Consider the following 21,033-nt stretch of genomic DNA (forward strand, 5'->3'; position numbering starts at 1 on the left):
GCTTCCTATGCAGTTACGCTTCTGTTTCTTGTTCTTCGTTTTCCGCTTGTTCCAACCTTTGCTGTTCTGCAAGTTCGGCTGAAATCATTCCATAATAAATTTCTGGATACAATCCAAATATTTGATATACACTTCCTAAAAACGGCATCGGAATCCCTCTTTTCTAAAGTTGTATTGCCACTTTTAAGGATTCCCTTTTCATTCATTAAACATTCGTTTTTGATGTTTCCTCCTCATCATGAACACTTAATAAATTTTGCCACTTTTTATACGGTGCACTATTTGGGTCTACATAACCTTTCGCGTACGAACGATCCCACAATTGTTTAATAAACATTTCTTTCTCTTTCTTTGCAACCATATCGGCACCTGTACCGTAATAGTTTTGGAAATATAACTCAATTTCATCAAGGAATAGCCTCAATAATTCATCAGAAGTTTCTTCTAACGTTGGGTCATATTTCGCTTCACGGTCATACATTAAAATCATATCTAAAATATTATGGACATGCTCTTTACGAAGCCATCTAATATCTTGAGCACCTAATACAAACGGATGTGTATATAAATGTCCACCTTGTATCATCGCCTTCTCTTGTTCTTCTTCAAACCTGGACAAGATGTTTTCATAAATAAATGGGTTATGAAGCAACGCTCTGTGTAATTTATAACTTTCGCTTGAAATATTTTTCCCCATCGACTGAATTAAGAAGCTACGTCCAACGCCATTATATTGATACACAAACTGGCCATCAACAGCAACTAAACTAATCCAGCGATACATATACGCGTATAGTAGAGCACGATTACATTTATCGTAATCTAACTTCGTTTGCGTTGCATTTAAGTCTGGCATGAAGGCTGGTAAGTGCCAATACTTATCTAAATGCGGCGTTAAACTAGATTTTTTACTATTCAACTTGTTCACTCGGCGATAGTAAGACTGAAAATAATCACCTTTATCATTCATAAATCCATTTGCAATATGCCCAGACGAAAGCTTAGGAAAGTCTTGCAGTGATAAACCGTAATGTGCACGATAGCAAATGACTTCAAATGGTGAAAAAGCTTCATGTACTGTATCTTTTTCTTTAAACATTTCTTGCATTAATTCCTCTTGCAATTCTTTCTTTAAAGATGGGTGTATACCCCAATATTGTAATTCCCTATGATGCGAAACTTTCGGAACGAATGGACTTGCTAAATGGAACAAGTCTTCAATTTTTTCACGAACATATTCATCACGATCACGATTCTTATAATCCGCTTCTTTTCGTAATGCTTCAACGATGTTCAGCTCTAATTTATCGCGATAGCGTATTTGTAACTCATCGTAACAATAGTTTAGTATGTGCTCACGATAAAAGTCTTCTACCTTTTTCGATTGAATCTCTTCTGTTTTCGCATCCCGGCAATATTCCCCGTATAAGCTCATATAAATTTCCGCACATATATCTTTCGGTAATACACCTAAATTTAAATGTTGTTGCATATCTTGCCATATCTTTTCTTGCAACTTCTCTTCAGCTAATACGTATACATTCGTTGGGTTTGTTTTCCCTTCAAATTCCTTGCTTCGTTTTTGAATTTCAAACAGTAAATTTTCACGTGTTTCATGTAAATTATCAAAAAATCTTTCCCAATATTGAATCATTTTGTTAACTGCTTGATATAGCGATTGATAAACGAGTTCTAATAGCATTTCTTTACGGTATTCGTTTAATTTGTGTACGTACTGCGTTACAATATCTTCAAATTCCTTTTTAAATAAACGCTGCTGGTTATTAATCATTTTTCCAAACCAGCCTTGTTGCTGCGCAATTTCTACTCGGCGTACAGCTGTTACCGTTCCATCAATATTACTCACATTAAATTTCTTATCGTAGTTTTGAATTAAATTACGCTTTTGTTCATTATTTTCATGTAGTCGATTCATTTTTTCGACTAACTGCTTTCGAATTTCATATAACATAAAACGAGCTGCTACTGGGTGAACTGGATCTGTTTTCTTTAAAAACCATGTATTTAATTGATAGGACTGCCCTTCAGAACCACTTGGTGAAAAGCGGTCTGATTCAATCATGTCATATAAAAGTGTCGTTACATGTTCATGTACACGGCTCGGAATCGCATACGCATATAAACGAACCGCATGATCCACTCTTGCCACTTCACCTTTCATTTGTTCCATCATTTTCAGTTTCGTAGCTGAAATTTTACACTCATGTTGCAGACGATTTAATTCCTCATCTTTTTGCACCGTTCGTTGTACATAACTTTCTACAGCTTCTAAAAACAGTTTTGATTTCGCAACTCCGAGCTTACCACCCTCTGCTCCTTCACGTGTTTCATTGTACATTTGTCTATAGAAAATATGAGCTTGCTCTGGACGGGTAGCAAGATGCTCCAAGTCCTCTAAATAACTTTTACCTCTTTCCGGCTTTTCACGTTGCATCCCACGTTTTACATCTTGATCGTATCTTTGCTTCTTCTCTTGAAACAGTTGATCTAAATGAAGCCACGATTCATCTAAACCTTGCACCGCCCATTTTAAAGCACAATATTTTAACACATGTTCATATGGATAAATGAGTTTTGCCGTTCCTGCCCCGCAATATCGTCCTTTTCCGCTTGATTCTGCTAATTGCTGAATTTGATTGTCTTCCTGTGCAAAATGACTTGTGGACATCGGGCTAAATAACTGTAAATAAATTGTATTTGCCATCTGTTCCATATAGTCTGATAAATTGTGTAAATGGTGTCCATGTAGGTTTTCGTAATCGTATAAGAAACAATAATTGTACGGTAAATGATGTTGTTTAATTGTATGATTCGTTCTTCCGTCTTCATCTACTTGATCAGGGCGATACTCTAATTCAATTGTTACACCGCCGCGTTTTGATAATTCTCCAGTAGACCCGAGCGTAATAGCATGTAATTCTTTTAACGATGCATAGCCATTTGCTTGCACCGTTTCAAATTCTTTCGCGCTAACTGTTCTCGTCTTTACTAAAACATCCGGCATTAAAAACGCACCGCGTATTAAAATGTTATGATGCTGCAATTTCTTCCGAAGCATTTCACGTAAATATAAAGCAATTTGCAGAAACATCCCTGAACCTGTTCCGCCTGCTAGTGATGTTACTATAATGACACGCACACCATATTCCGTTTGATCACTTGTAACCGGAAAAATTTTCTCGATTTCTTGCCAAAAAGACGTCAATTTATCTTCTTTCATCGCAGCACGTAACGCTAAACGTGAAATAACGCGTAACTGTCCTGCTCCTTCTGTTAATGGCTTATCAAGTATAGTCGGATCCATCGGAAACCACTCTGGGATCGTTGGATCTCCTGCAATATACTCCCTAGGCGTTTTACTAGAACTTGTTTGTGTCTTAAACTTTCGAATATGATCAAATTTACTTAATGTATTCACATCTGTATCAAATACGTGCATTGCTACCTTTTTTCGGCGCTCTTCAGGCAGTTTTTCATATATTTGATGCGTCACAGTACTACCGATTCCACCTAAACCAATTAATATTGTTGGAACTTGTAATGTCATGTGAACCACCTTCCTATTCTTGCTTGTTTGAAAAAAGGAGAAGAGAATCCATACTCCATCCCCTTCTTATCCCTACCTACTATTCACATTCGTACTTGTAAATCTCCTTACCATATCCTCTATCAATTAGTAAAAGTTCATTTGGATATAGTGTCTTATGTTCCATTCCTACTTCATCCTCTGTTATAAACATTCCATCAATAATCATTCCAACTACTTGTGATTCTTTCGCTACAAAGACAGATTTCGAACCTTTCTTCGCTATAAATGTAACGGATTGCACAGTTTTTCTTTCTGCTCTAAATGGGATACCAAAATAATGGTTCCACCATTTATTTCGAAGTAATTCTGGTTCAGATTGATATAGCCAATCTTTCGCTACCTCTTGATCCCATTCATAATACAGTAGTGCTTTCCTGTGAAATCTTGGCCGAACAATCCATCCTAAAACAATGATTCCTACTACTAGCAGTAATAAAGTGATAGGAATGACAAACTTAAAAATAAGCGCATATTTTTCATAAAACGGAGCATTTTGAATATGAAGTGATATTTTTTTCTTTACTTCTTGTAATTTTGAATCTTGCACTACGATGGTAGCTTCTATGGTGCCGGTATCTGTGAAATTGAATGTGTCGGAGTAATGAGGGCGAGGATAAATATAAATTTGATTACCATGTTGTTTTATTTCATAGTTGATTGATTGTTTAGATGTGACACCAGTAGATTTTAATAGTTTCTTTACAGCCTCTTCTGTCATCGGCTTACCATCTAACTGTGGTTGTATAATAAACGGTTTACTATTCTCTAAATTTGTTACTTTTTCTTCATAATCTTTCGTAATCGTTTGTAGTGATAATTTTGGTTTTTCCGTTACTTCGATTTTAAATTCTTTCGTCTGTCTGTAAAATCCCTTTATGTTCATATGAACTTTCCCACGCACTAGCCCTTTAGCAATCTTCATTTCGTAGTAAAATACATGTTTTTTATCGTCCCACTTCATCGGGTAGTGTTTTCCGTCTATTTCTAATTCTGCCTGAAAGTAAGAAGACTGAACTGGTAACTCCGTAGGCTTTGCTTCAATAACAGCAGTAACACCTTCGTACATTTTCTCTACATTTTTTTGACTACTATCATCTTTGTCATAAGTAGAAACCGTATAATTAAGCGCTGGTTCAACTAGTACTTGTAGTCCTTCTTTCTCAATGTCCTGGTCCACTTCTATCGTATAAGTTCCTGGTTTAATAACTTCCTCATTTTTCGTACTTATATGAACTATATTTCCGAACAATTTTGCTTCTCCTGGTGCATGTATGGAAAAAGAAGATTGTAATTGTAATGGTTTAGAAATTTGTGTGACCTGATAATCGAGCAGAGAAGGCGATTGTCGTACAAGCGTCATACGCTTTAACGGAAACGGTGTTGTAATCTCTACTCTTTTCCCAACTACTTTCGTTTTTACAATCGATTCAACAGAGGAGAATGGATCACGATTTGCAACTAATGCTGCCACTTGATTTACACTTTTTACAATGCCATCTTCTCCGCTTGACGGCATCGTAACACCATTTATCTCTTTCTTCCATATTTCCTTGAACGTATTTAGTTGTTCTTTTTCTTGTTGTCCTAAATCTTCTTCCATCGTAATTAAGACTGGATGTAACGATATCTTTTTTGCATCCATTTCTTTCTTAAACTGGGCTAATTCCCGCAAAATTTGTTCTTTTCCGCCAACCTTATCTTTCTCTAAATCATTAAATGCCCCGTCAGTTAATACAATAAGCCAAAATTCACGTTTTCCATCTATATCTGCTTCCTTTTTTATAGATTGCATCGCCGTTTCGACTGCGCTAAATGGAGTATTTAAATACGTTTTCCATTCTCCAATTCCCTCAATTTCTGTTTGCCTTTTATCCTTCGTTAACGAAATGTTTAATGTATCATTCGGCTTACTCATTGGAACGTAAGAAAATTTATCTTTTTCATCCAATAGCGCAACTAAACTTTGCAAAGCATAATTGGCATATTTCCAGCGATCGTTATTTCTCATGCTGCCCGAATCGTCATATACAAGTGAAACGACCCTTTCCTTTGCCTCCTCTCCTTTTGCAAAAGCTGATAAAGGTAAACATATAAATAGAAACAACATGAACGTGGCACAAATTCGGATTTTCATGATGAGGCTTCGCCACCTTTGTAGACAAATTCCTATGTTTAAATTTATGAGAGGAAACAAGATATATGACTTGTATTTTAGGACAACTAACCCACCATAACTTTATTATGTAAACAGACCATACACTTGGTAATATTCCTTCTAGCATTCTCTATCCAATTATATAAGTAAAAAAGCCTGTTTAAGCTCCACACTTAAAACAGACTTTTCCTACTTTTTATTTTAAAAACACTTAACAAAAAGTTTGATTTTTAACTAACACATCACTTCAATTGTAAATCCACCAGGTGCTTCCACATAAAACGTATACGCATGTGCACGTTTAGGAGCCTCAACCAAAAATCCATCTTCCTTCAATCTTTGATTTATCTTATCTACTTGTTCTTCACTTTCTTGTGGAAATCCTACATGAAATGTTTTTGGATAATGTACGTCTTTCCCTTTCATTAACGTTAATATAAACCCATCATTATCACGCATAACTGCAAAGCCATTTCCCCTTGTTCCGCTACAAGTTAAACTAAAATACCTCTCTAAAAACGCTCTAGATGCTGTTACATCTGTAACTGTTAAATTAAGATGTTTAATTCCCAACCCTTCACCTTCTTTCTCAATTTTCTAACATTTTATCATACAAATAAAAAACACGCCTTCCACAGCGTGTTTCATTGCTTTACATACACTTCAACAATCGGATTCTCTTTATGATCCGCATGCAAGCGTATATTCTCTTCACTTGTATTATAAATACTAGCTAATAACATTATCGTTAACACATTAGGTGTCTTCGCATCACTTCCGTATTTTCTCTCAAGCGCTTCCTTATATTCAAAATCTAAATCCCCCTGCACATATGTATACACTTCAAAACCATCTTCTAAATTGCAAACTACTGTATCAATAATATCTGCCCCTACTTGCTTCTTCATTTCCTCTCGCAACGCTTCAATAAATTCTTCCCACGGTACTTCGTATGTCTGAAACTGATCTGTAGATTTCATGCCTTTTCCTCCTTATATATCCTCTTCTTATATTTCCCCTTTCCTATAACAATTATGATAGATAGGGCATTCGTACAAGCCGCACTTGTCCCCCTTACATATCGTATTACTGTAATGCGGAAGGAGGAAAGAACATGCATAGACAAAAATGTTATGATACATGCCGACGTTACTTCGGAAAAGTTGTTCGGATTGAAGACCGTGATGGCCGTATACATTTAGGGAAAATAATCGATGTGACACAAAGCTCTGTATGGATTGAACCGGTGCAACAGCGCTCATCTTTTGATTCAGGATTCGGATACTACGACGCTTATGCAAACGGTGGTTGTGACCTTTGTGGAGGCCTTAGCAGGTGTGATAGTTGTGGATTCGGATGCGGTGGTGGATTCAGCAGCTGCGGATGTGGTGGTCGTGGTTGTAGTAGTTGTGGTTGCGGCGGCTGGGGAGGCGGCGGTTGTGGCTGGGGTGTTGAACTCGGATTTGGTTTCATCTTCGGAATTACATTAGCTGCATTATTTTTCATTTAACATAGTAAAGAGTTGGCTACCTTTAGCCAACTCTTTTTCTTTATTTTTCACATATAAAAATACGATGCCCTAAAATGTGTTGGTACATAAGCCGTACATTTTCATGCTGTACCCACGCCTCATATAACTCATTCGGAATATGTGAGGATACATTCCATTCTGGCTCTTCTACATAGCCAGAGATTGTTTCTGCAATCGTGCCACCACCAGCAATTGTAATTCTTTTAAAATTTGCTTTCTGAAATAATTGTACCCACTCCTTCTCAGTTAATAGTTCTTTCATGCCATATAATTGGGCGATTTTTTCTTCCTCACCCTTATCAATGTGCCTATCAATAATCATTTCAATGACAACAAGCTTACCGTCCTGCTGTAATACACGATAACACTCCGAGATAACCCTTTCTTTGTCTGTAAAAGCGATGATTGATTCTCCAAGTACGAACTCAAATGAGTTATTCAAACACGGTAAATGCTCTACATTTCCTTCAATTAATTGTATATCTAACCCTTCAAACAACCATCTATCTTTTGCCTTTTGAATCATAATTTCATTCTTTTCAACCGTTGTTACTTTATAACCAAATTCACTTGTCATATACGCCGCTGTTTTCCCCGTACCGCAACCTATCTCAAGGACATTCGCTCCATATTTAAAAGGCAGTTGTGCTAACAATTGTTTTGTTAACGTAAAGCCACCAGGATGAGCACTTCCTATTCCGTAATAAGCTAGGAAATCGATGTATGTGTTTCGTTTCATGGGATTCTCCCTTTTTCATTTTATATATTCGAGCACGGAAGAAAAGTGCATAGAAAAAAGGGCGTATTGTACGCCCCTCATCTTACTTATCCTCTGTAATATATGCCCATTTATAGCTGTAGTCTCCACCAACTGGATGGTGAACAATACCTTTTACTTTCTGTCTTTGAACGATAGCATCACCACGTTGATATAATGGTGCAATTACAGCATCATCAAGTAACATTTTCTCAGCTTTTAGTAAGCTATCCCAACGCTCTTTCGTTTTCGTTAATAGCTCACCTTTACCTTTTTGTACAATTTCATCATATTTTGGATTTGAATATCCAGTTTGGTTATGAGGACCATTTGTAACGAACATATCAATGAATGTCATTGGATCTAAGTAGTCAGGCCCCCAACCAGCGTAAGATAAATCATAATCTAGATCTGATTCTAATTTTAACTTTTGTTTAAATGGCTGGTTTTTCAAATTCACTGTTAAACCTGGTAAGTTTTTCTCAAGTTCTCCTTTTAAGAATTCTCCTACTTTTTTCGCACCATCACCATCATAGTTTAATAGTTCTACTGTAATTGCATCTTTTCCAAGTTCTTTTTTCGCTTTTTCCCAATGCTCTTTTGCTTTTTTCACATCTGTTTTTAAAATATCTCCATTTTCTTTACGGAAGTCTTTTCCATCTGGGCTCTTAGCAAATTCTTTTGGTACTAAATAATCTGCAGGTGTAGAACCGTCATTTAAAATAACGTTCGTTAAGCCTTTTTTATCATATGCCTTTGCAATCGCTAAACGTAAATCTTTGTTCTTTAATACTGTATCTTGCCCACCACGTTTTTGGTTTAAACGTAAGAAGAACGTTGATGGTGTTTTTTGTGTAAAGAAGTCGGGGTTTGATTTATATTTGTCAACAAATTCAGATGTAAGTCCTGAACGATCGATTTGTCCACTTTCATATAAGTTAACACGTGTACCGCTATCTTTTACTACGTCAAAGTTGATTTCATCTAACTTAACTGTTTTATTATCCCAATATTGTGCATTTTTCTTTAATTTCCATCCTTCTTCATGTTTCCAGTCTGTTAATGTAAACGGTCCGTTGTATAACGTCGTATCTGATTCTAAACCGTACTTTTCTCCTTTTTCTTTTACAAATTTCTCGTTTAATGGATAAAATGTTCCAAATGAAGTTAATTCTACAAAGTAAGGAACTGGATTTTCTAATTCTACTTCTAACGTATAGTCATCTACAGCTTTTACTCCTAACGTATCTAGTTCCGCTTTTCCTTCATTAATCGCTTGTGCATTTTTCAAATCAAACATAATGTATGCATATTCTGCTGCTGTATTTTTATCTACCGCACGTTTCCAAGCAAACACGAAATCTTTCGCTGTTACAGGCTCTCCATTTGACCATTTTGCATTTTTATTTAATGTAAATGTATATTTTTTACCATCATCACTCTTTTTATATGATTCAGCAACTCCTGGTGTTGCTTTATTATCTTTATCAAGTCGATATAAACCTTCCATTACGTTGTTTAAAGCGAGAAACGATACTTGGTCTGTCGCTTTAGCAGAGTCCATAGATGGAATCTCTTGAGACTCTGTTAAATTAAGCACTTGCTTCGCCGCTAGCTTTCCACCTTCTTTTTCACCGCTTTTTGGTGTTGTGCTTGCCTTCTCTTTATCTCCTGATCCAGAGCAAGCCGTTAATGCCATACTCATTACTAAAACTGGTGCTACGACCGCTGTCAATTTTTTCATCTTTTTTCTCTTCATTTTTTTGTACCCTCCCCAATTATATGTACGATATTAACATTTAGAAATTCTCTACTAACTTTCGTTATCAGAAAATTCTTATTAATTAATATTCTACTGTTTTTTTAGATTTTGTAAAGTATTTTTGTAAATTTTCTAAATATTTATTTTTTTATTATAGTAACTTATCGTTTTAACTACTATATGGATTATCCCCTGTCTACTATATGTAAACATCCTTCCCCTTATTCCAATCTATTACTACGTTCTATATTTTTCTTATTAGCATGAGGTCTCTTACTATCATCTGTCTTACTACTTACTGACCTCTCTAAATCCCTCCGATAGAACCTTCCTAATTACCTACCCGATTCTCAATAGGCTAACGAGATTTATTCCCTTATACATACTAAAAAGCATTTCAAAAGCAGCTCAGCCACTTTTGAAATGCTTTCACTTTATTTTTTTCCGCCATCCTCAGTTACATACGCCCACTTAAAGCTATATTCTGGACTGATGTTATGTTTCACAATTCCTTTTACATTCGGTTTCATTACATACGATCTTCCTGTTTGATATAAAGGAACTAACCCTGCATCTTCTTCAAGGAATAATTTTTCAGCTTTCCCTAACGTTTCCCAGCGTTTTTTCGCATCACTCATTAATTCATTACCTGCTTTTCCTACCATTTCATCGTATTTTGGATTTGAATAACTCATTTGGTTGTACGGGCTCTTCGATTCAAACATATCAATAAATGTCATTGGATCCGCATAGTCTGGACTCCAACCAGCATAAGAAATTTCATAATCTTGCGCAGTTTCTAATTTTAATTTTTGTTTGAACGGCTGAATTTTCGTATTAATCGTTACACCTTTTAAATTTTTCTCAATTTGATCTTTTACATAGTCAGCAATCTTTTTCGCAGTTCCATCATCATAGCTTAGCAATTCAATTGTAACTTGATCTTTTCCAAGTTCTTTTTTCGCTTCTTCCCATGCTGCTGCTCCTTTTTTCGGATTATATTTCAGACCATTTTTAAATGTATCTTGATAATCTTTACCATCTGGCCCTGTCGCAAGTCCTTTTGGAACCAATTGATCTGTTGCTTTTGATCCATTATTTAAAATTACATTTGCCAATCCTTTTTTATCAACTGATAATGCAATTGCTTCACGAAGTTTTTTGCTCTTTAAAGGCGTATCTTGTCCGTTACGTTTTTGATTTAAACGTAAGAAGAATGTACTTGATTCCGCATACTCACCATATTCTTCTTTGTTCGATTTATATTTATCTACAAACTCTCCTGATAGTAATGTAAAATCAATTGATCCTGTATCATATAAGTTTACTTTCGTTGCAACCTCTTTTACTACACTATAGTTAATTTCTTCTAATTTCACAGTCTTTTTATCCCAGTACTTATCATTTTTCTTTAGCTGCCAACCTTGTTCATGTTTCCATGAAGACATAACGAATGGACCGTTATACACAGTTGTATCTGCTTCTAAACCGTACTTATCACCTTTTTCTTTTACGAATTTTTCATTTAATGGATAGTATGATGGGAATGCTAATAAATTTAAGAAATACGGTACCGGTTTTTCTAATTCTACTTCTAGCGTGTAATCATCTACCGCCTTCACTCCTAATTCAGTTACAGGTTTTTCTCCTTTATTAATCGCTTCTGCATTTTTAATATAGTAAGCAATAAATGCATATTCTGCCGCAGTATTCTTATCAAGTAAGCGCTTCCATGCGAAAACGAAATCTTTCGCTGTTACAGGATCACCATTTGACCATTTTGCATCTTTTCGCAGTTTAAACGTATACTTTTTACCATCTTCACTTTTCGTACTAGACTCTGCCGCAGCAGGAATTGGCTTATTATCTTTATCAAGACGATATAGGCCTTCCATCGTGTTCCCTAAAATTTGCGAACCTAATGTATCAGTAGATTTAGAAGTATCCATCGTCGGAATTTCTTGGTTTTCCGTACGATTTAATACTTGTTTCGCTGCATATTTAATATCAGATTTTTTTCTTCCCCACTATTTGATGTAGTAGTCGTTTTCTTTTCCCCACCTGCCCCAGAACATGCTGTCAATGCAACACTCATCGCTAAAACTGGTACTACAACTGCTGTTAACTTTTTCATCTTTTTTCTCTTCATTTTTATACCCTCCCTAATTATATGTACATTACCAATCCTTGAGAGACCCCTTACTAAAGATTTATTTTTTAGAAAATTACAACTAATGTTATTCTACTCTTTTTTTCGTACTTGTAAATAGTTTCATTTTAAATATTCTTATTTTTTAATTTAGTAGGATTTATCCCCCATCTACTATATGTACATACTATACACCTTATTCGCCTCTATTTAACCACACTAAAAATTAGTATTTTAAGCTCACAAAAAAAGCATTTAAAAGTAGCTAAGCCACTTTTAAATGCTTTTTCAACTCTATTATTTTTCAGTCACATATGCCCACTTAAAGCTAAATTCTGGACTGATATTATGTTTTACTACTCCCTTTACATTTGGTTGTAAAACATAAGAATCTCCTCGTTGATATAAAGGTACAATCGCTACATCTTCTTCAAGTAATGTTTTTTCAGCTTTTCCTAACTCTTCCCAACGTTTTTTCGCATCGCTCATTAATTCCGTTCCAGCTTTTTTCACCATGCCGTCATATTTAGGGTCAGAGAAGCTCATTTGGTTATGAGAATGTCCAGTCTCAAACATATCTAAGAACGTCATTGGATCTGCATAATCTGGATTCCAACCACCGTATGAAATATCATATTGTTGCTCAGATTCTAATTTTAGTTTTTGCTTAAATGGCTGAAGTTTAATGTTAACTGTTACACCTTTTAAGTTCTTCTCAATTTGGTCCTTAATATATTCTCCAACTTTTTTCGCATTACCAGTATCATAGTTTAAGAATTCAATTGTAACTTGGTCTTTACCTAGCTCTTTTTTCGCTTCTTCCCAAGCTGCAGCAGCTTTTTTAGCATTTGGTTTTAAACCATTCTTAAACGTTTCTTGGAAGTCTTTACCGTCTGGTCCAGTTGCTAAACCTTTTGGTACTAAGAAGTCAGCTTCTTTTGATCCATCATTTAAAATTACGTTTGCTAAATTCTTTTTATCAACTGATAGTGCAATTGCTTCACGTAACTTTTTACTCTTTAATGGTGTATCTTGTCCATCACGTTTTTGGTTCATACGAATGAAATACGTACTCACTTGTGAATATGTTCCGAATTCATCTTTCTTATTTCTGTATTTATCTACGAACTCTCCAGTTAATAAAGCAAAGTCAACTTGACCGCTATCATATAAATTGATAAGAGTTGCTGGTTCTTTAACAACACTGAAGTTAACTTCTTCAAGTTTTACAGTCTTTTTATCCCAATATTGATCATTTTTCTTTAATTGCCATCCTTGTTCATGCTTCCAATCTTTAAGAACGAACGGTCCATTATAAACTGTTGTATCAGACTCTATACCGAACTTCTCCCCTTTTTCTTGTACGAATTTTTCATTTAATGGGTAGTACGATGGGAATGCTACTAAGTTTAAGAAGTACGGTACCGCTTGCTCTAATTCAACTTCAAGCGTAAGATCATCTACCGCTTTCACTCCTAATTCAGCTACAGGTTTTTCACCTTTATTAACCACTTCTGCATTTTTAATTGGGAATGCGATAAATGCATACTCAGCAGCTGTTTTTGGATCTAATAGACGTTGCCAAGCATATACGAAATCTTTCGCCGTTACTGGATCTCCATTTGACCATTTTGCATCTTTACGTAGTTTGAACGTATATTTTTTACCATCTTCACTTTTCGTGCTAGATTCTGCTGCAGCTGGAATAGGCTTATTATCTTTATCAAGACGATATAATCCTTCCATCGTATTCCCTAGCATTTGTGAAGATACTGTATCTGTTGATTTAGAAGAATCCATCGTTGGAATCTCTTGGTTTACTGTTCGATTCAACACTTGTTTTGCCGCTAATTTTCCCTCTGACTTGCTATCTCCACTTGAGTTTGTGCTTGTCTTTTTATCTCCGCCTGATGTAGAACATGCTGTTAACGCCATGCTCATTGCTAAAACCGGTGCTACAACTGCTGTTAGTTTTTTCATTTGTTTCTTTTTCATTTTGTACCCTCCCTAATTCTTAACGATAGCTATTAAAGAATTTTCTGATAATTCTGTTTTTCTCTATATATTTATCAGACGATTCTTACTAATTCTTATTCTACTAATTTTTTAAATTTTGTAAAGTATTATTATTGAAAATTTTTAAAAAATTATTTTTTTACAGTAATATTCATAAAAATGCCATATGTTGTTCAAACCTTATTTCGCATTCATACACATTCGTTGTTTTAATCACTTTCATCTCATTTACCACTTGAATACTTGTTAATTATTGCTAATAAATAATGCATATATCTAAAAACATCTTTTCTACAAAAATAAAAAAGTCAGCAAAGCTGACTTTTTACCCGGCCATTTTTTTTCGTTTCATTTCCTCTACTACTCTCGTATACTTCTCATCATCAAATTCATTTTCACTTTTTGCAACAACTACAGTTGCAATACCGTTACCAATTAAATTAACGATAGCACGTGCTTCTGACATGAAACGATCTACACCAAGTAATAACGCTAAACCTTCTAATGGGATAACATTCATTGCAGATAGAGTAGATGCTAGCACAATGAATCCCCCGCCGGTTACTGCTGCTGCTCCTTTAGATGTAACTAATAAAATAGCTATTATAGTTAATTGTTGACCTAGTGAAAGATCGACGTGGAAAACTTGTGCTAAAAATATAGTAGCCATCGATAAATAAATTGTTGTTCCATCTAAGTTAAAAGAATAGCCTGTTGGAATGACTAAACCTACTACCGGTTTCGAACACCCGAAGTCTTCCATCTTTGTCATCATTCGCGGCAGTACTGATTCTGACGATGATGTCCCGAGAACAATAAGTAATTCTTCTTTAATATGAGCTAAATATTTCCACAAACTAAATTTATACAGTTTACAAATAAAATTTAAAACAATAAAAACAAATAATGCCATTGTCGCATATACACAAATCATTAATTTGCCAAGTGGTATGAGCGTGCTTAAACCATACTTCCCAATTGTAAATGCCATCCCACCGAATGCTCCAACCGGTGCTAATTTCATTACAATTGATAAAATGTTAAAAAATACTTTCGATAATCTTTCAAAAAAATCAATAACCGGTTGTCCATTTTTCCCTAACATCGTTAATCCTGCGCCAAATAAAATGGAGAAGAATAACACTTGTAAAATATCACCTTTTGCAAATGCTTCAAACATGTTAGACGGCACAATATGTAAAAAGAAATCCATCCATTTCATTTCTTGCCCGCTTTGTACATATTGTGAAACATCTCCGCCTTTTAGTTTTGAGGGATCTAATCCATCTCCGGGACGCACAACATTCGCTACGATGATACCAATAATTAAAGCAGCTGTTGTAACAATTTCAAAATATAATAGTGCCTTCCCACCAACACGGCCTACCTTTTTCATACTTCCCATACTTGCAATACCGAGTACAATTGTTAAAAAGATAATCGGTGCAATAACCATTTTAATCATATTGATGAATGTTTCACCAATTGGCTTCATTTGTTGTCCAACACTCGGCCAAATTGCCCCTACTGCAATACCACAAATAATGGCCACAATAACTTGGAATGTTAAATTCTTTGCAATTCTCATTTTTGCTACTCCCCTGTATTTTCATTTCTCCCAAACTATTTTAAGCAATAACATTTATTCTATGTGATAGCCCCCTTGCTACTTAACTTGAACCCTACTATTACGTTACACTATTAACTCTAATTCTTAAATAGTATATAACATTAAAAACTAAATGTCATACCATTAGACAAAAATAAAAAAGCAGACATTACATCTGCTTTAATTCTCCTCAATTTGCTTTTCACTTAATCCTAGATGTGTTCTAAGAGTATTACTCAAACTCTGTAGATCTTTTTTATTAGGATTATAATAATATACACGTTGCCCGTTTGGGCCATTAGGTAAGTATAAATCATCACCAGCTAATTGTATTTTTTCAACTGAACCGTTTAAACCGTATTTATAAAAAGATAAAATATCGTCCATTACTAAATTTGTTTTAAAATCACCATCAACCGCCTCAACTATTTTTTCTAGCTTCGTAATCGATTCTACACTTTTTAATTTACTTAAAATCGCTTCAATAACAAGTTGTTGGCGCTGTCCTCTCATTGCATCACTATCAATATGGCGCGTTCTTGCTAGTGCGAGTGCTTCTTCCCCATTTAATTTTTGTAATCCTTTTTTCAAATGAATCGTATCAGGTTCATCTTTACTATTTTGCTCCGTAAATTCAACTGGGACATCCACTTCAATACCATCTAACCCATCAACAATTTTAGTAAAGGAACCAAAATTAAATTTCACAAAATAATCAACAGGCACCTGTAACAATTTTTCTACCGCTTCCACAGAAGCTTGCGGTCCTCCATCTTTACCATTTTTAACGAAACCACTTCCATATGCATGGGTTATTTTATCTTTTTTCTTTTCAACTGGAACATATGTGTATGTATCACGCGGTATGCTCGTTAATTTCACTGTTTTATCATCTTTATTAAAAGTCGCTAACAGTAATGCATCTGTATGAAATGCACCATTATATTCCTTTTGTCGTTCTTGATTTTCATCAATTCCCATAATTAAAAGTGAAACATGATTTGCAATTGGCTTTACAGATTTCTCACGTAAATTGGATTTTTCACCTCGTGCTAAATTCAAATTAGATTTTTGTACGAGACTAGAAGTTTTCATATATACATAAGCTCCATAGCCAATTCCACCAAATAGTAATACCGCCAGTAGTAAACTTATTATCGTTTTCTTTTTATATTTTTGCTTAATTTTCTCTTCTCTTAAAGATGAATGATTCCCCATTTACTCTCCTCCTGTCTCTATTCATCAAATATGTTTTTCATTTTTTCATATTTAGCGCTATCCTTTTGAAACATACTTTCTTTCAATCCCTTATCTATTTGTATCCATTCAGTCGTAACTGAATATTGAATCAAGCCTTCTTGAAAACTAAGAAATTTCAACATAATCCCTGTATTTTTCTCCACAACCATTTCGAATTTCCCTCTTAAATCTTCAGAGGTGCTAACAGGCATCTCTATGTTGATAACTCCTTCAATTTTGTAACAATCTAATCCAAGATATTTCGTTTCTTTATAATTCCAATCTTTATATCGAATTAACAAATCTGCAAATTCTGATTGAATACTATATTTAGCTAGCCCTACATATTCATCATCATATCTCTTTTTCTCATCTGATTTTCTCACTACCCTTTCCGTAGGATTTAATTTTAATAGTTCATTGTTTCTTTCTTTCGGGTTCCATTTTGTCTCTCTTTATAGGTATACTTCTCATCATCAAACTCTTTTTTCTTGCCCTCGTTATATATAATTGTTCGTTTTTTCGCTAGTTTATCTTCTTTCGAAGAGATACCTCTTTGTTTCTCCGTATCAATCGCATACTTATATGTTGTAGCGATTCTTGATGAGCTAGAATATTCCTCAAATTGTCCTGAAATATTTTTAAAATAATCAATGGAATCTAGCATCTTTTGATGAATCTTTTCTTTATCTGGATAATGTACATTCGATTTTATTTCTTCTTCATTTTCATAATCAGAAAATGCTTTTTTCTTTACATATTCAAATACTCCACCGTTTTGCGCAAAACTTTGTATAGAAAACTCAGACATAGATACCACTGAAAGTATACAAACCGCTGCACTAATTATCATCATATGAATTTTGTAACTCTTCTTTTTTACCTTAAGATTATGTACCGTGCCATTAATCTTTTCATTTAACTCTGGAGGTACTATAACATTTTCATCTTTTATTCTCTTTTTTAATTTCTCATCAAATAATTTTTCATTATCCATCCTTTGCACCCCCTATTCCATCTTTAATCGTTTTTTGTAGTTGTTCCCTCGCACGTGATAATCTTGATTTCACTGTTCCTTTCGGTATTTCTAACAGCTTTGCTATACTCTCTTGATTCATGTCTTCATAGTAATAAAGCACCGTAACAGCTCTTAATTCTTCATGTAACGATTGAATCGCATTACACAAATCTATATCTTCATACTGATCACACGCACTCATATTGTAATCATTCTCTTCTGTCACAATTACCTTTTTATAAGCTCTAATAATATTGTTACACTCATTTATTAGCATTCGAATTAACCAAGTTTGAAAAAATTCTTCTTTTTTTAATTTTTTTATATTTTCATAGGCTTTTAAAATTGTTGTCTGTATCGCATCCTCTATATTTGTCTCATCACGTAACATCGCCTTTGCTATTCGATACATTTTCACTTTTTCTGTATGTATAAGCGCTATAAAGGCTTCATGATCACCTTTTTTCGCTAAAGAAACATCCGTTTCTTCTTTTATAATCATTTTATATAAAGGGATTACTTTCACAATCGCTCCTCCTGTTTCATCCTCACTTCATCACTTCCAATTTAACTTTACATGTATTAGACGTATGAACCTAGAAAAAGGTTCACTTTTTTGAATATTTTTGTAATTAAAAAGATAAATATCCTTTATAAGGATGCAATGAACATACTAGTTTAAATTTACAAATAAAAAAAGCCCACTTTCTCAGTGGACTTTCTACTTTATAACGGTAAATCCCTCTTCCTAAATACTACAATCGCTACGATAAAAATACAAAGCGCTACAGCAGTTAAACTTATACTTACCGGCCATATATTATATGATCCTTCAGCAATTTCTTTCGGACGAAACAGCGTGAATAATGATAGGTTTTTCATCCATTCTAACTTATCACTTAACTTCCCTACCATATCTAATACGAAAAATAAGATAGTTAAACTCGCTGAATAACTTAGTGCTTTTCTTTCGTCATTACATATACAAGAAAAGAAAAATGAATAGGCACTAACGACTAAAAATATGAGCCCTCCGACTACATTTATCTTCAAAAATAATTCTTTATTTAAGTTATTATCCTCTAAAAACCATTCTGCACCTACTATACCCGCTACATACGTAACCGCTACAATAATCAGTAGTCCTAATATAAGAATAGCCGCTTGCGTAATTGCGATTCGTACTCTAGATACAGGCGTTGCTAGCAAGTATGCCATTGCTCCCTTATCTACATGACGAGCAATTAAATGTGTCGCAACTGTTACGCAAAAAATTGTTAAAATGATAATAAACAATAGACTATAGTATTCGCCCGCTAGAAAATCCATTACGTTTTGAATCGGACTTTCCATACCAACGATTTTTTTCACACTATCAGGCATGGCAGCTATTAATTCATTTAGCCCTTTCGCTGATACCATTGACGGGAATATCCAAATTAATAACCACAGATATAAAGCTGCACCAAACGCATAACTCAAAATACTTTTTTGTGTTTCTTTCAAACTAGCTAAAAATAATTGCTTATTCATGCGCTATCCCTTCTTTCTTATCGTAATAATGCATAAATAAATGTTCTAAATCCATCGCTCTCGTTTGAAGTGCCGTTACATTATAGTTTGAAAGTGTTTGTAAAACAGTTTGATAATTTCCTTGTACAATGATAGATGCCTCTCTGCCTTTTACCGCTTCAAATTGCAAATTACACTTTGTAAGGGACTCAATCTCTTCTTGTGATGATACTGTTACATCTATCACCTGTCTTCTCATACTTTGTAAATCGTGAATATTTTCAACCGTTACGAGTCGACCACCTTTAATAATAGCTACTCTGTCACAAGTTCTCTCAATTTCAGTGAAAATATGTGATGACATTAGGATTGTTTTTCCTCTTTGCTTTTCCTCTAATATTAAATCTATAAACACTTGCTGCATAAGTGGATCAAGTCCAGATGTTGGTTCATCTAAAATTAACACCTCTGGATCGTGCATAAATGCAGCGACTATCCCTACTTTTTGCTTCATTCCTTTAGACATTTTGCGAATCGGTGTTTTCACATCAAATTGCAGACGCTCTATCAGTTCATCTCGTCTTTTTGTATCCTTTAATCCACGCATTCCTTGCATTAATTTTAAAAATTCTAATCCGTTCATTCCTTCAATAAAAGAAATTTCACCCGGTAGATAACCAACTTCCCTTTGAATTTTCGCTGCTTCATTCCAACAATCTAATCCAAAAATTGTCGCTTTACCAGCTGTCGGTTTTATAAATCCCATTAAATTACGAATCGTCGTTGATTTTCCGGCGCCATTCGGTCCTAAATAACCAAATACTTCTCCCTCTTTTACATCAAATGTAATATGAAACAAACCTTTTCCATTCGAAAACTGTTTTGTGACATCTTGAACTGAAATCATAATTCCACCTCATTTTTTGAAATATTTAATATGTGATATTTCAAAATTATTGTACTCCTCATCTTCCATATTCGCAACAATTTTTTGAAATATTTATTAGTCCATATTTCAAAATTATTGTTTTCCATTATTTTTTCTTGTATATTTTAAGTGAGGTGATTGCATTGAACGGCTTTGAAAGAGTAAAAGAAAAGAAAAAGCGTGCCATTAAAGAAGCAGCATTCGTATTATTTTCAGAACGTGGATTTAATGAAGTGAAAATAGAACATATCGCAAAAGAAGCAAACGTTTCTCAAGTTACAATTTATAATCATTTCGGAAGTAAAGATGCGTTATTTAGGGAGCTTATACAAGAATTTATCATATCTGAATTTCAATATTATAAAGAGCTTGCGGAAGAAAAATTACCTTTTCATGATATGATGCAAAAAATGATTGTAAGAAAAATGAATACTGGCGGATTATTTCAACCTGATATGTTACTACAAATGATGCAAAGGGACGAAGAACTCCGTAAGTTTATTTATAGTTATCAAAATGAAAAAATCCTGCCCTGGTATTTAGAAATATTAGAACGAGCTCAGCGCAAAAACGAAATTAATCCACACCTTACTAAAGAAATGATGTTACTTTACATTCAAATGTTTACAAAGTTAGGTGATGAATTTGGAGCACAACTTCTTGAAGGAGATCGCGAAAAACATATACAAGATATCGTTACGATGTTCTTCTATGGTCTTTCTGTTCCACAAAAATAAAAAGACACGA

Annotated in this window: 15 protein-coding genes and 2 pseudogenes; 2 read left to right on the top strand and 15 right to left on the bottom strand. The window is 34.5% G+C overall.

The features are described 5' to 3' along the window. Positions 1–13: 13 nt before the first annotated feature. From AXW78_RS16930 to AXW78_RS16950, 5 genes are all read right to left on the bottom strand, one after another. Positions 14–148: a phosphonate ABC transporter permease gene (locus AXW78_RS16930; RefSeq protein WP_001116180.1), complete on the bottom strand. Its 135-nt coding sequence runs from the start codon at positions 146–148 to the stop codon at positions 14–16. A gap of 57 nt (positions 149–205) precedes the next feature. Continuing rightward, positions 206–3,568: a tubulin-like doman-containing protein gene (locus AXW78_RS16935; protein WP_046945594.1), complete on the bottom strand. Its 3,363-nt coding sequence runs from the start codon at positions 3,566–3,568 to the stop codon at positions 206–208. A gap of 79 nt (positions 3,569–3,647) precedes the next feature. Next, complete coding sequence (locus AXW78_RS16940) at positions 3,648–5,744, bottom strand: vWA domain-containing protein (protein WP_046945595.1); 2,097 nt, start codon at positions 5,742–5,744, stop codon at positions 3,648–3,650. A gap of 255 nt (positions 5,745–5,999) precedes the next feature. Then, a complete protein-coding gene (locus tag AXW78_RS16945; RefSeq protein WP_000511527.1) occupies positions 6,000–6,338 on the bottom strand; it encodes a VOC family protein in 339 nt (112 codons plus the stop codon). Positions 6,339–6,409: 71 nt separating this feature from the next. Next, complete coding sequence (locus AXW78_RS16950; protein WP_000842901.1) at positions 6,410–6,745, bottom strand: hypothetical protein; 336 nt, start codon at positions 6,743–6,745, stop codon at positions 6,410–6,412. A 134-nt stretch (positions 6,746–6,879) separates the two neighbouring features. Between AXW78_RS16950 and AXW78_RS16955 the strand changes: the two genes are divergently transcribed. Next, positions 6,880–7,275 carry a hypothetical protein gene (locus AXW78_RS16955; protein ID WP_000555000.1) on the top strand — a complete coding sequence of 132 codons (396 nt, stop codon included), beginning with the start codon at positions 6,880–6,882 and terminating at the stop codon, positions 7,273–7,275. Between the two features lie 40 nt (positions 7,276–7,315). Here the strand turns inward: AXW78_RS16955 and AXW78_RS16960 are convergent, their stop codons facing one another. The 10 genes and pseudogenes from AXW78_RS16960 to AXW78_RS17005 form a co-directional block, all read right to left on the bottom strand. Further along, positions 7,316–8,035, bottom strand: a complete 720-nt coding sequence (locus AXW78_RS16960; protein WP_000828257.1) for a class I SAM-dependent methyltransferase — start codon at positions 8,033–8,035, stop codon at positions 7,316–7,318. An 82-nt stretch (positions 8,036–8,117) separates the two neighbouring features. Beyond that, positions 8,118–9,812 (bottom strand): peptide ABC transporter substrate-binding protein, encoded by a 1,695-nt coding sequence (locus AXW78_RS16965; protein WP_000823444.1) that lies wholly within the window; start codon positions 9,810–9,812, stop codon positions 8,118–8,120. Between the two features lie 437 nt (positions 9,813–10,249). Next, positions 10,250–11,964 (bottom strand): annotated as a pseudogene (locus tag AXW78_RS16970) (peptide ABC transporter substrate-binding protein). A gap of 297 nt (positions 11,965–12,261) precedes the next feature. Then, positions 12,262–13,959, bottom strand: a complete 1,698-nt coding sequence (locus tag AXW78_RS16975; protein ID WP_061884477.1) for a peptide ABC transporter substrate-binding protein — start codon at positions 13,957–13,959, stop codon at positions 12,262–12,264. A 346-nt stretch (positions 13,960–14,305) separates the two neighbouring features. Next, a complete protein-coding gene (locus tag AXW78_RS16980; RefSeq protein WP_001216973.1) occupies positions 14,306–15,568 on the bottom strand; it encodes a dicarboxylate/amino acid:cation symporter in 1,263 nt (420 codons plus the stop codon). A gap of 201 nt (positions 15,569–15,769) precedes the next feature. Continuing rightward, a complete protein-coding gene (locus tag AXW78_RS16985; RefSeq protein ID WP_000526719.1) occupies positions 15,770–16,807 on the bottom strand; it encodes an LCP family protein in 1,038 nt (345 codons plus the stop codon). A 17-nt stretch (positions 16,808–16,824) separates the two neighbouring features. Continuing rightward, a pseudogene (locus AXW78_RS16990) lies at positions 16,825–17,825 on the bottom strand (anti-sigma factor). After that, a complete protein-coding gene (locus tag AXW78_RS16995) occupies positions 17,818–18,372 on the bottom strand; it encodes an RNA polymerase sigma factor (RefSeq protein WP_061884478.1) in 555 nt (184 codons plus the stop codon). Before AXW78_RS16995 ends, AXW78_RS16990 begins: the two are co-directional and overlap by 8 nt. Before the next feature lie 200 nt (positions 18,373–18,572). Continuing rightward, on the bottom strand, positions 18,573–19,379 hold the full coding sequence (locus AXW78_RS17000; protein WP_061884479.1) for a DUF2705 family protein: 807 nt from the start codon (positions 19,377–19,379) through the stop codon (positions 18,573–18,575). Beyond that, positions 19,372–20,265: an ABC transporter ATP-binding protein gene (locus AXW78_RS17005; protein WP_061884480.1), complete on the bottom strand. Its 894-nt coding sequence runs from the start codon at positions 20,263–20,265 to the stop codon at positions 19,372–19,374. The genes AXW78_RS17000 and AXW78_RS17005 overlap by 8 nt, the downstream gene beginning before the upstream one ends. A gap of 155 nt (positions 20,266–20,420) precedes the next feature. On the opposite strand from AXW78_RS17005, the gene AXW78_RS17010 reads away from it, so the two are divergent. Beyond that, the gene (locus tag AXW78_RS17010; RefSeq protein ID WP_116777626.1) at positions 20,421–21,023 is read left to right on the top strand and encodes a TetR/AcrR family transcriptional regulator; all 603 of its coding nucleotides are present in this window, start codon (positions 20,421–20,423) and stop codon (positions 21,021–21,023) included. Positions 21,024–21,033 lie beyond the last annotated feature (10 nt).

Origin of the sequence: Bacillus thuringiensis (genome assembly GCF_001595725.1) — a bacterium.
Classification (GTDB): domain Bacteria; phylum Bacillota; class Bacilli; order Bacillales; family Bacillaceae_G; genus Bacillus_A; species Bacillus_A thuringiensis_K.

Excerpts from the sequence above, each read along its gene's own strand:
- AXW78_RS16940 (WP_046945595.1), bottom strand. The coding sequence starts at position 5,744 with ATGAAAATCCGAATTTGTGCCACGTTCATGTTGTTTCTATTTATATGT.
- AXW78_RS16960 (WP_000828257.1), bottom strand. The coding sequence starts at position 8,035 with ATGAAACGAAACACATACATCGATTTCCTAGCTTATTACGGAATAGGA.
- AXW78_RS16955 (WP_000555000.1), top strand. The coding sequence starts at position 6,880 with ATGCATAGACAAAAATGTTATGATACATGCCGACGTTACTTCGGAAAA.
- AXW78_RS16965 (WP_000823444.1), bottom strand. The coding sequence starts at position 9,812 with ATGAAGAGAAAAAAGATGAAAAAATTGACAGCGGTCGTAGCACCAGTT.
- AXW78_RS16985 (WP_000526719.1), bottom strand. The coding sequence starts at position 16,807 with ATGGGGAATCATTCATCTTTAAGAGAAGAGAAAATTAAGCAAAAATAT.
- AXW78_RS16930 (WP_001116180.1), bottom strand. The coding sequence starts at position 148 with ATGCCGTTTTTAGGAAGTGTATATCAAATATTTGGATTGTATCCAGAA.
- AXW78_RS17000 (WP_061884479.1), bottom strand. The coding sequence starts at position 19,379 with ATGAATAAGCAATTATTTTTAGCTAGTTTGAAAGAAACACAAAAAAGT.
- AXW78_RS16950 (WP_000842901.1), bottom strand. The coding sequence starts at position 6,745 with ATGAAATCTACAGATCAGTTTCAGACATACGAAGTACCGTGGGAAGAA.
- AXW78_RS16935 (WP_046945594.1), bottom strand. The coding sequence starts at position 3,568 with ATGACATTACAAGTTCCAACAATATTAATTGGTTTAGGTGGAATCGGT.
- AXW78_RS17005 (WP_061884480.1), bottom strand. The coding sequence starts at position 20,265 with ATGATTTCAGTTCAAGATGTCACAAAACAGTTTTCGAATGGAAAAGGT.
- AXW78_RS16980 (WP_001216973.1), bottom strand. The coding sequence starts at position 15,568 with ATGAGAATTGCAAAGAATTTAACATTCCAAGTTATTGTGGCCATTATT.
- AXW78_RS16975 (WP_061884477.1), bottom strand. The coding sequence starts at position 13,959 with ATGAAAAAGAAACAAATGAAAAAACTAACAGCAGTTGTAGCACCGGTT.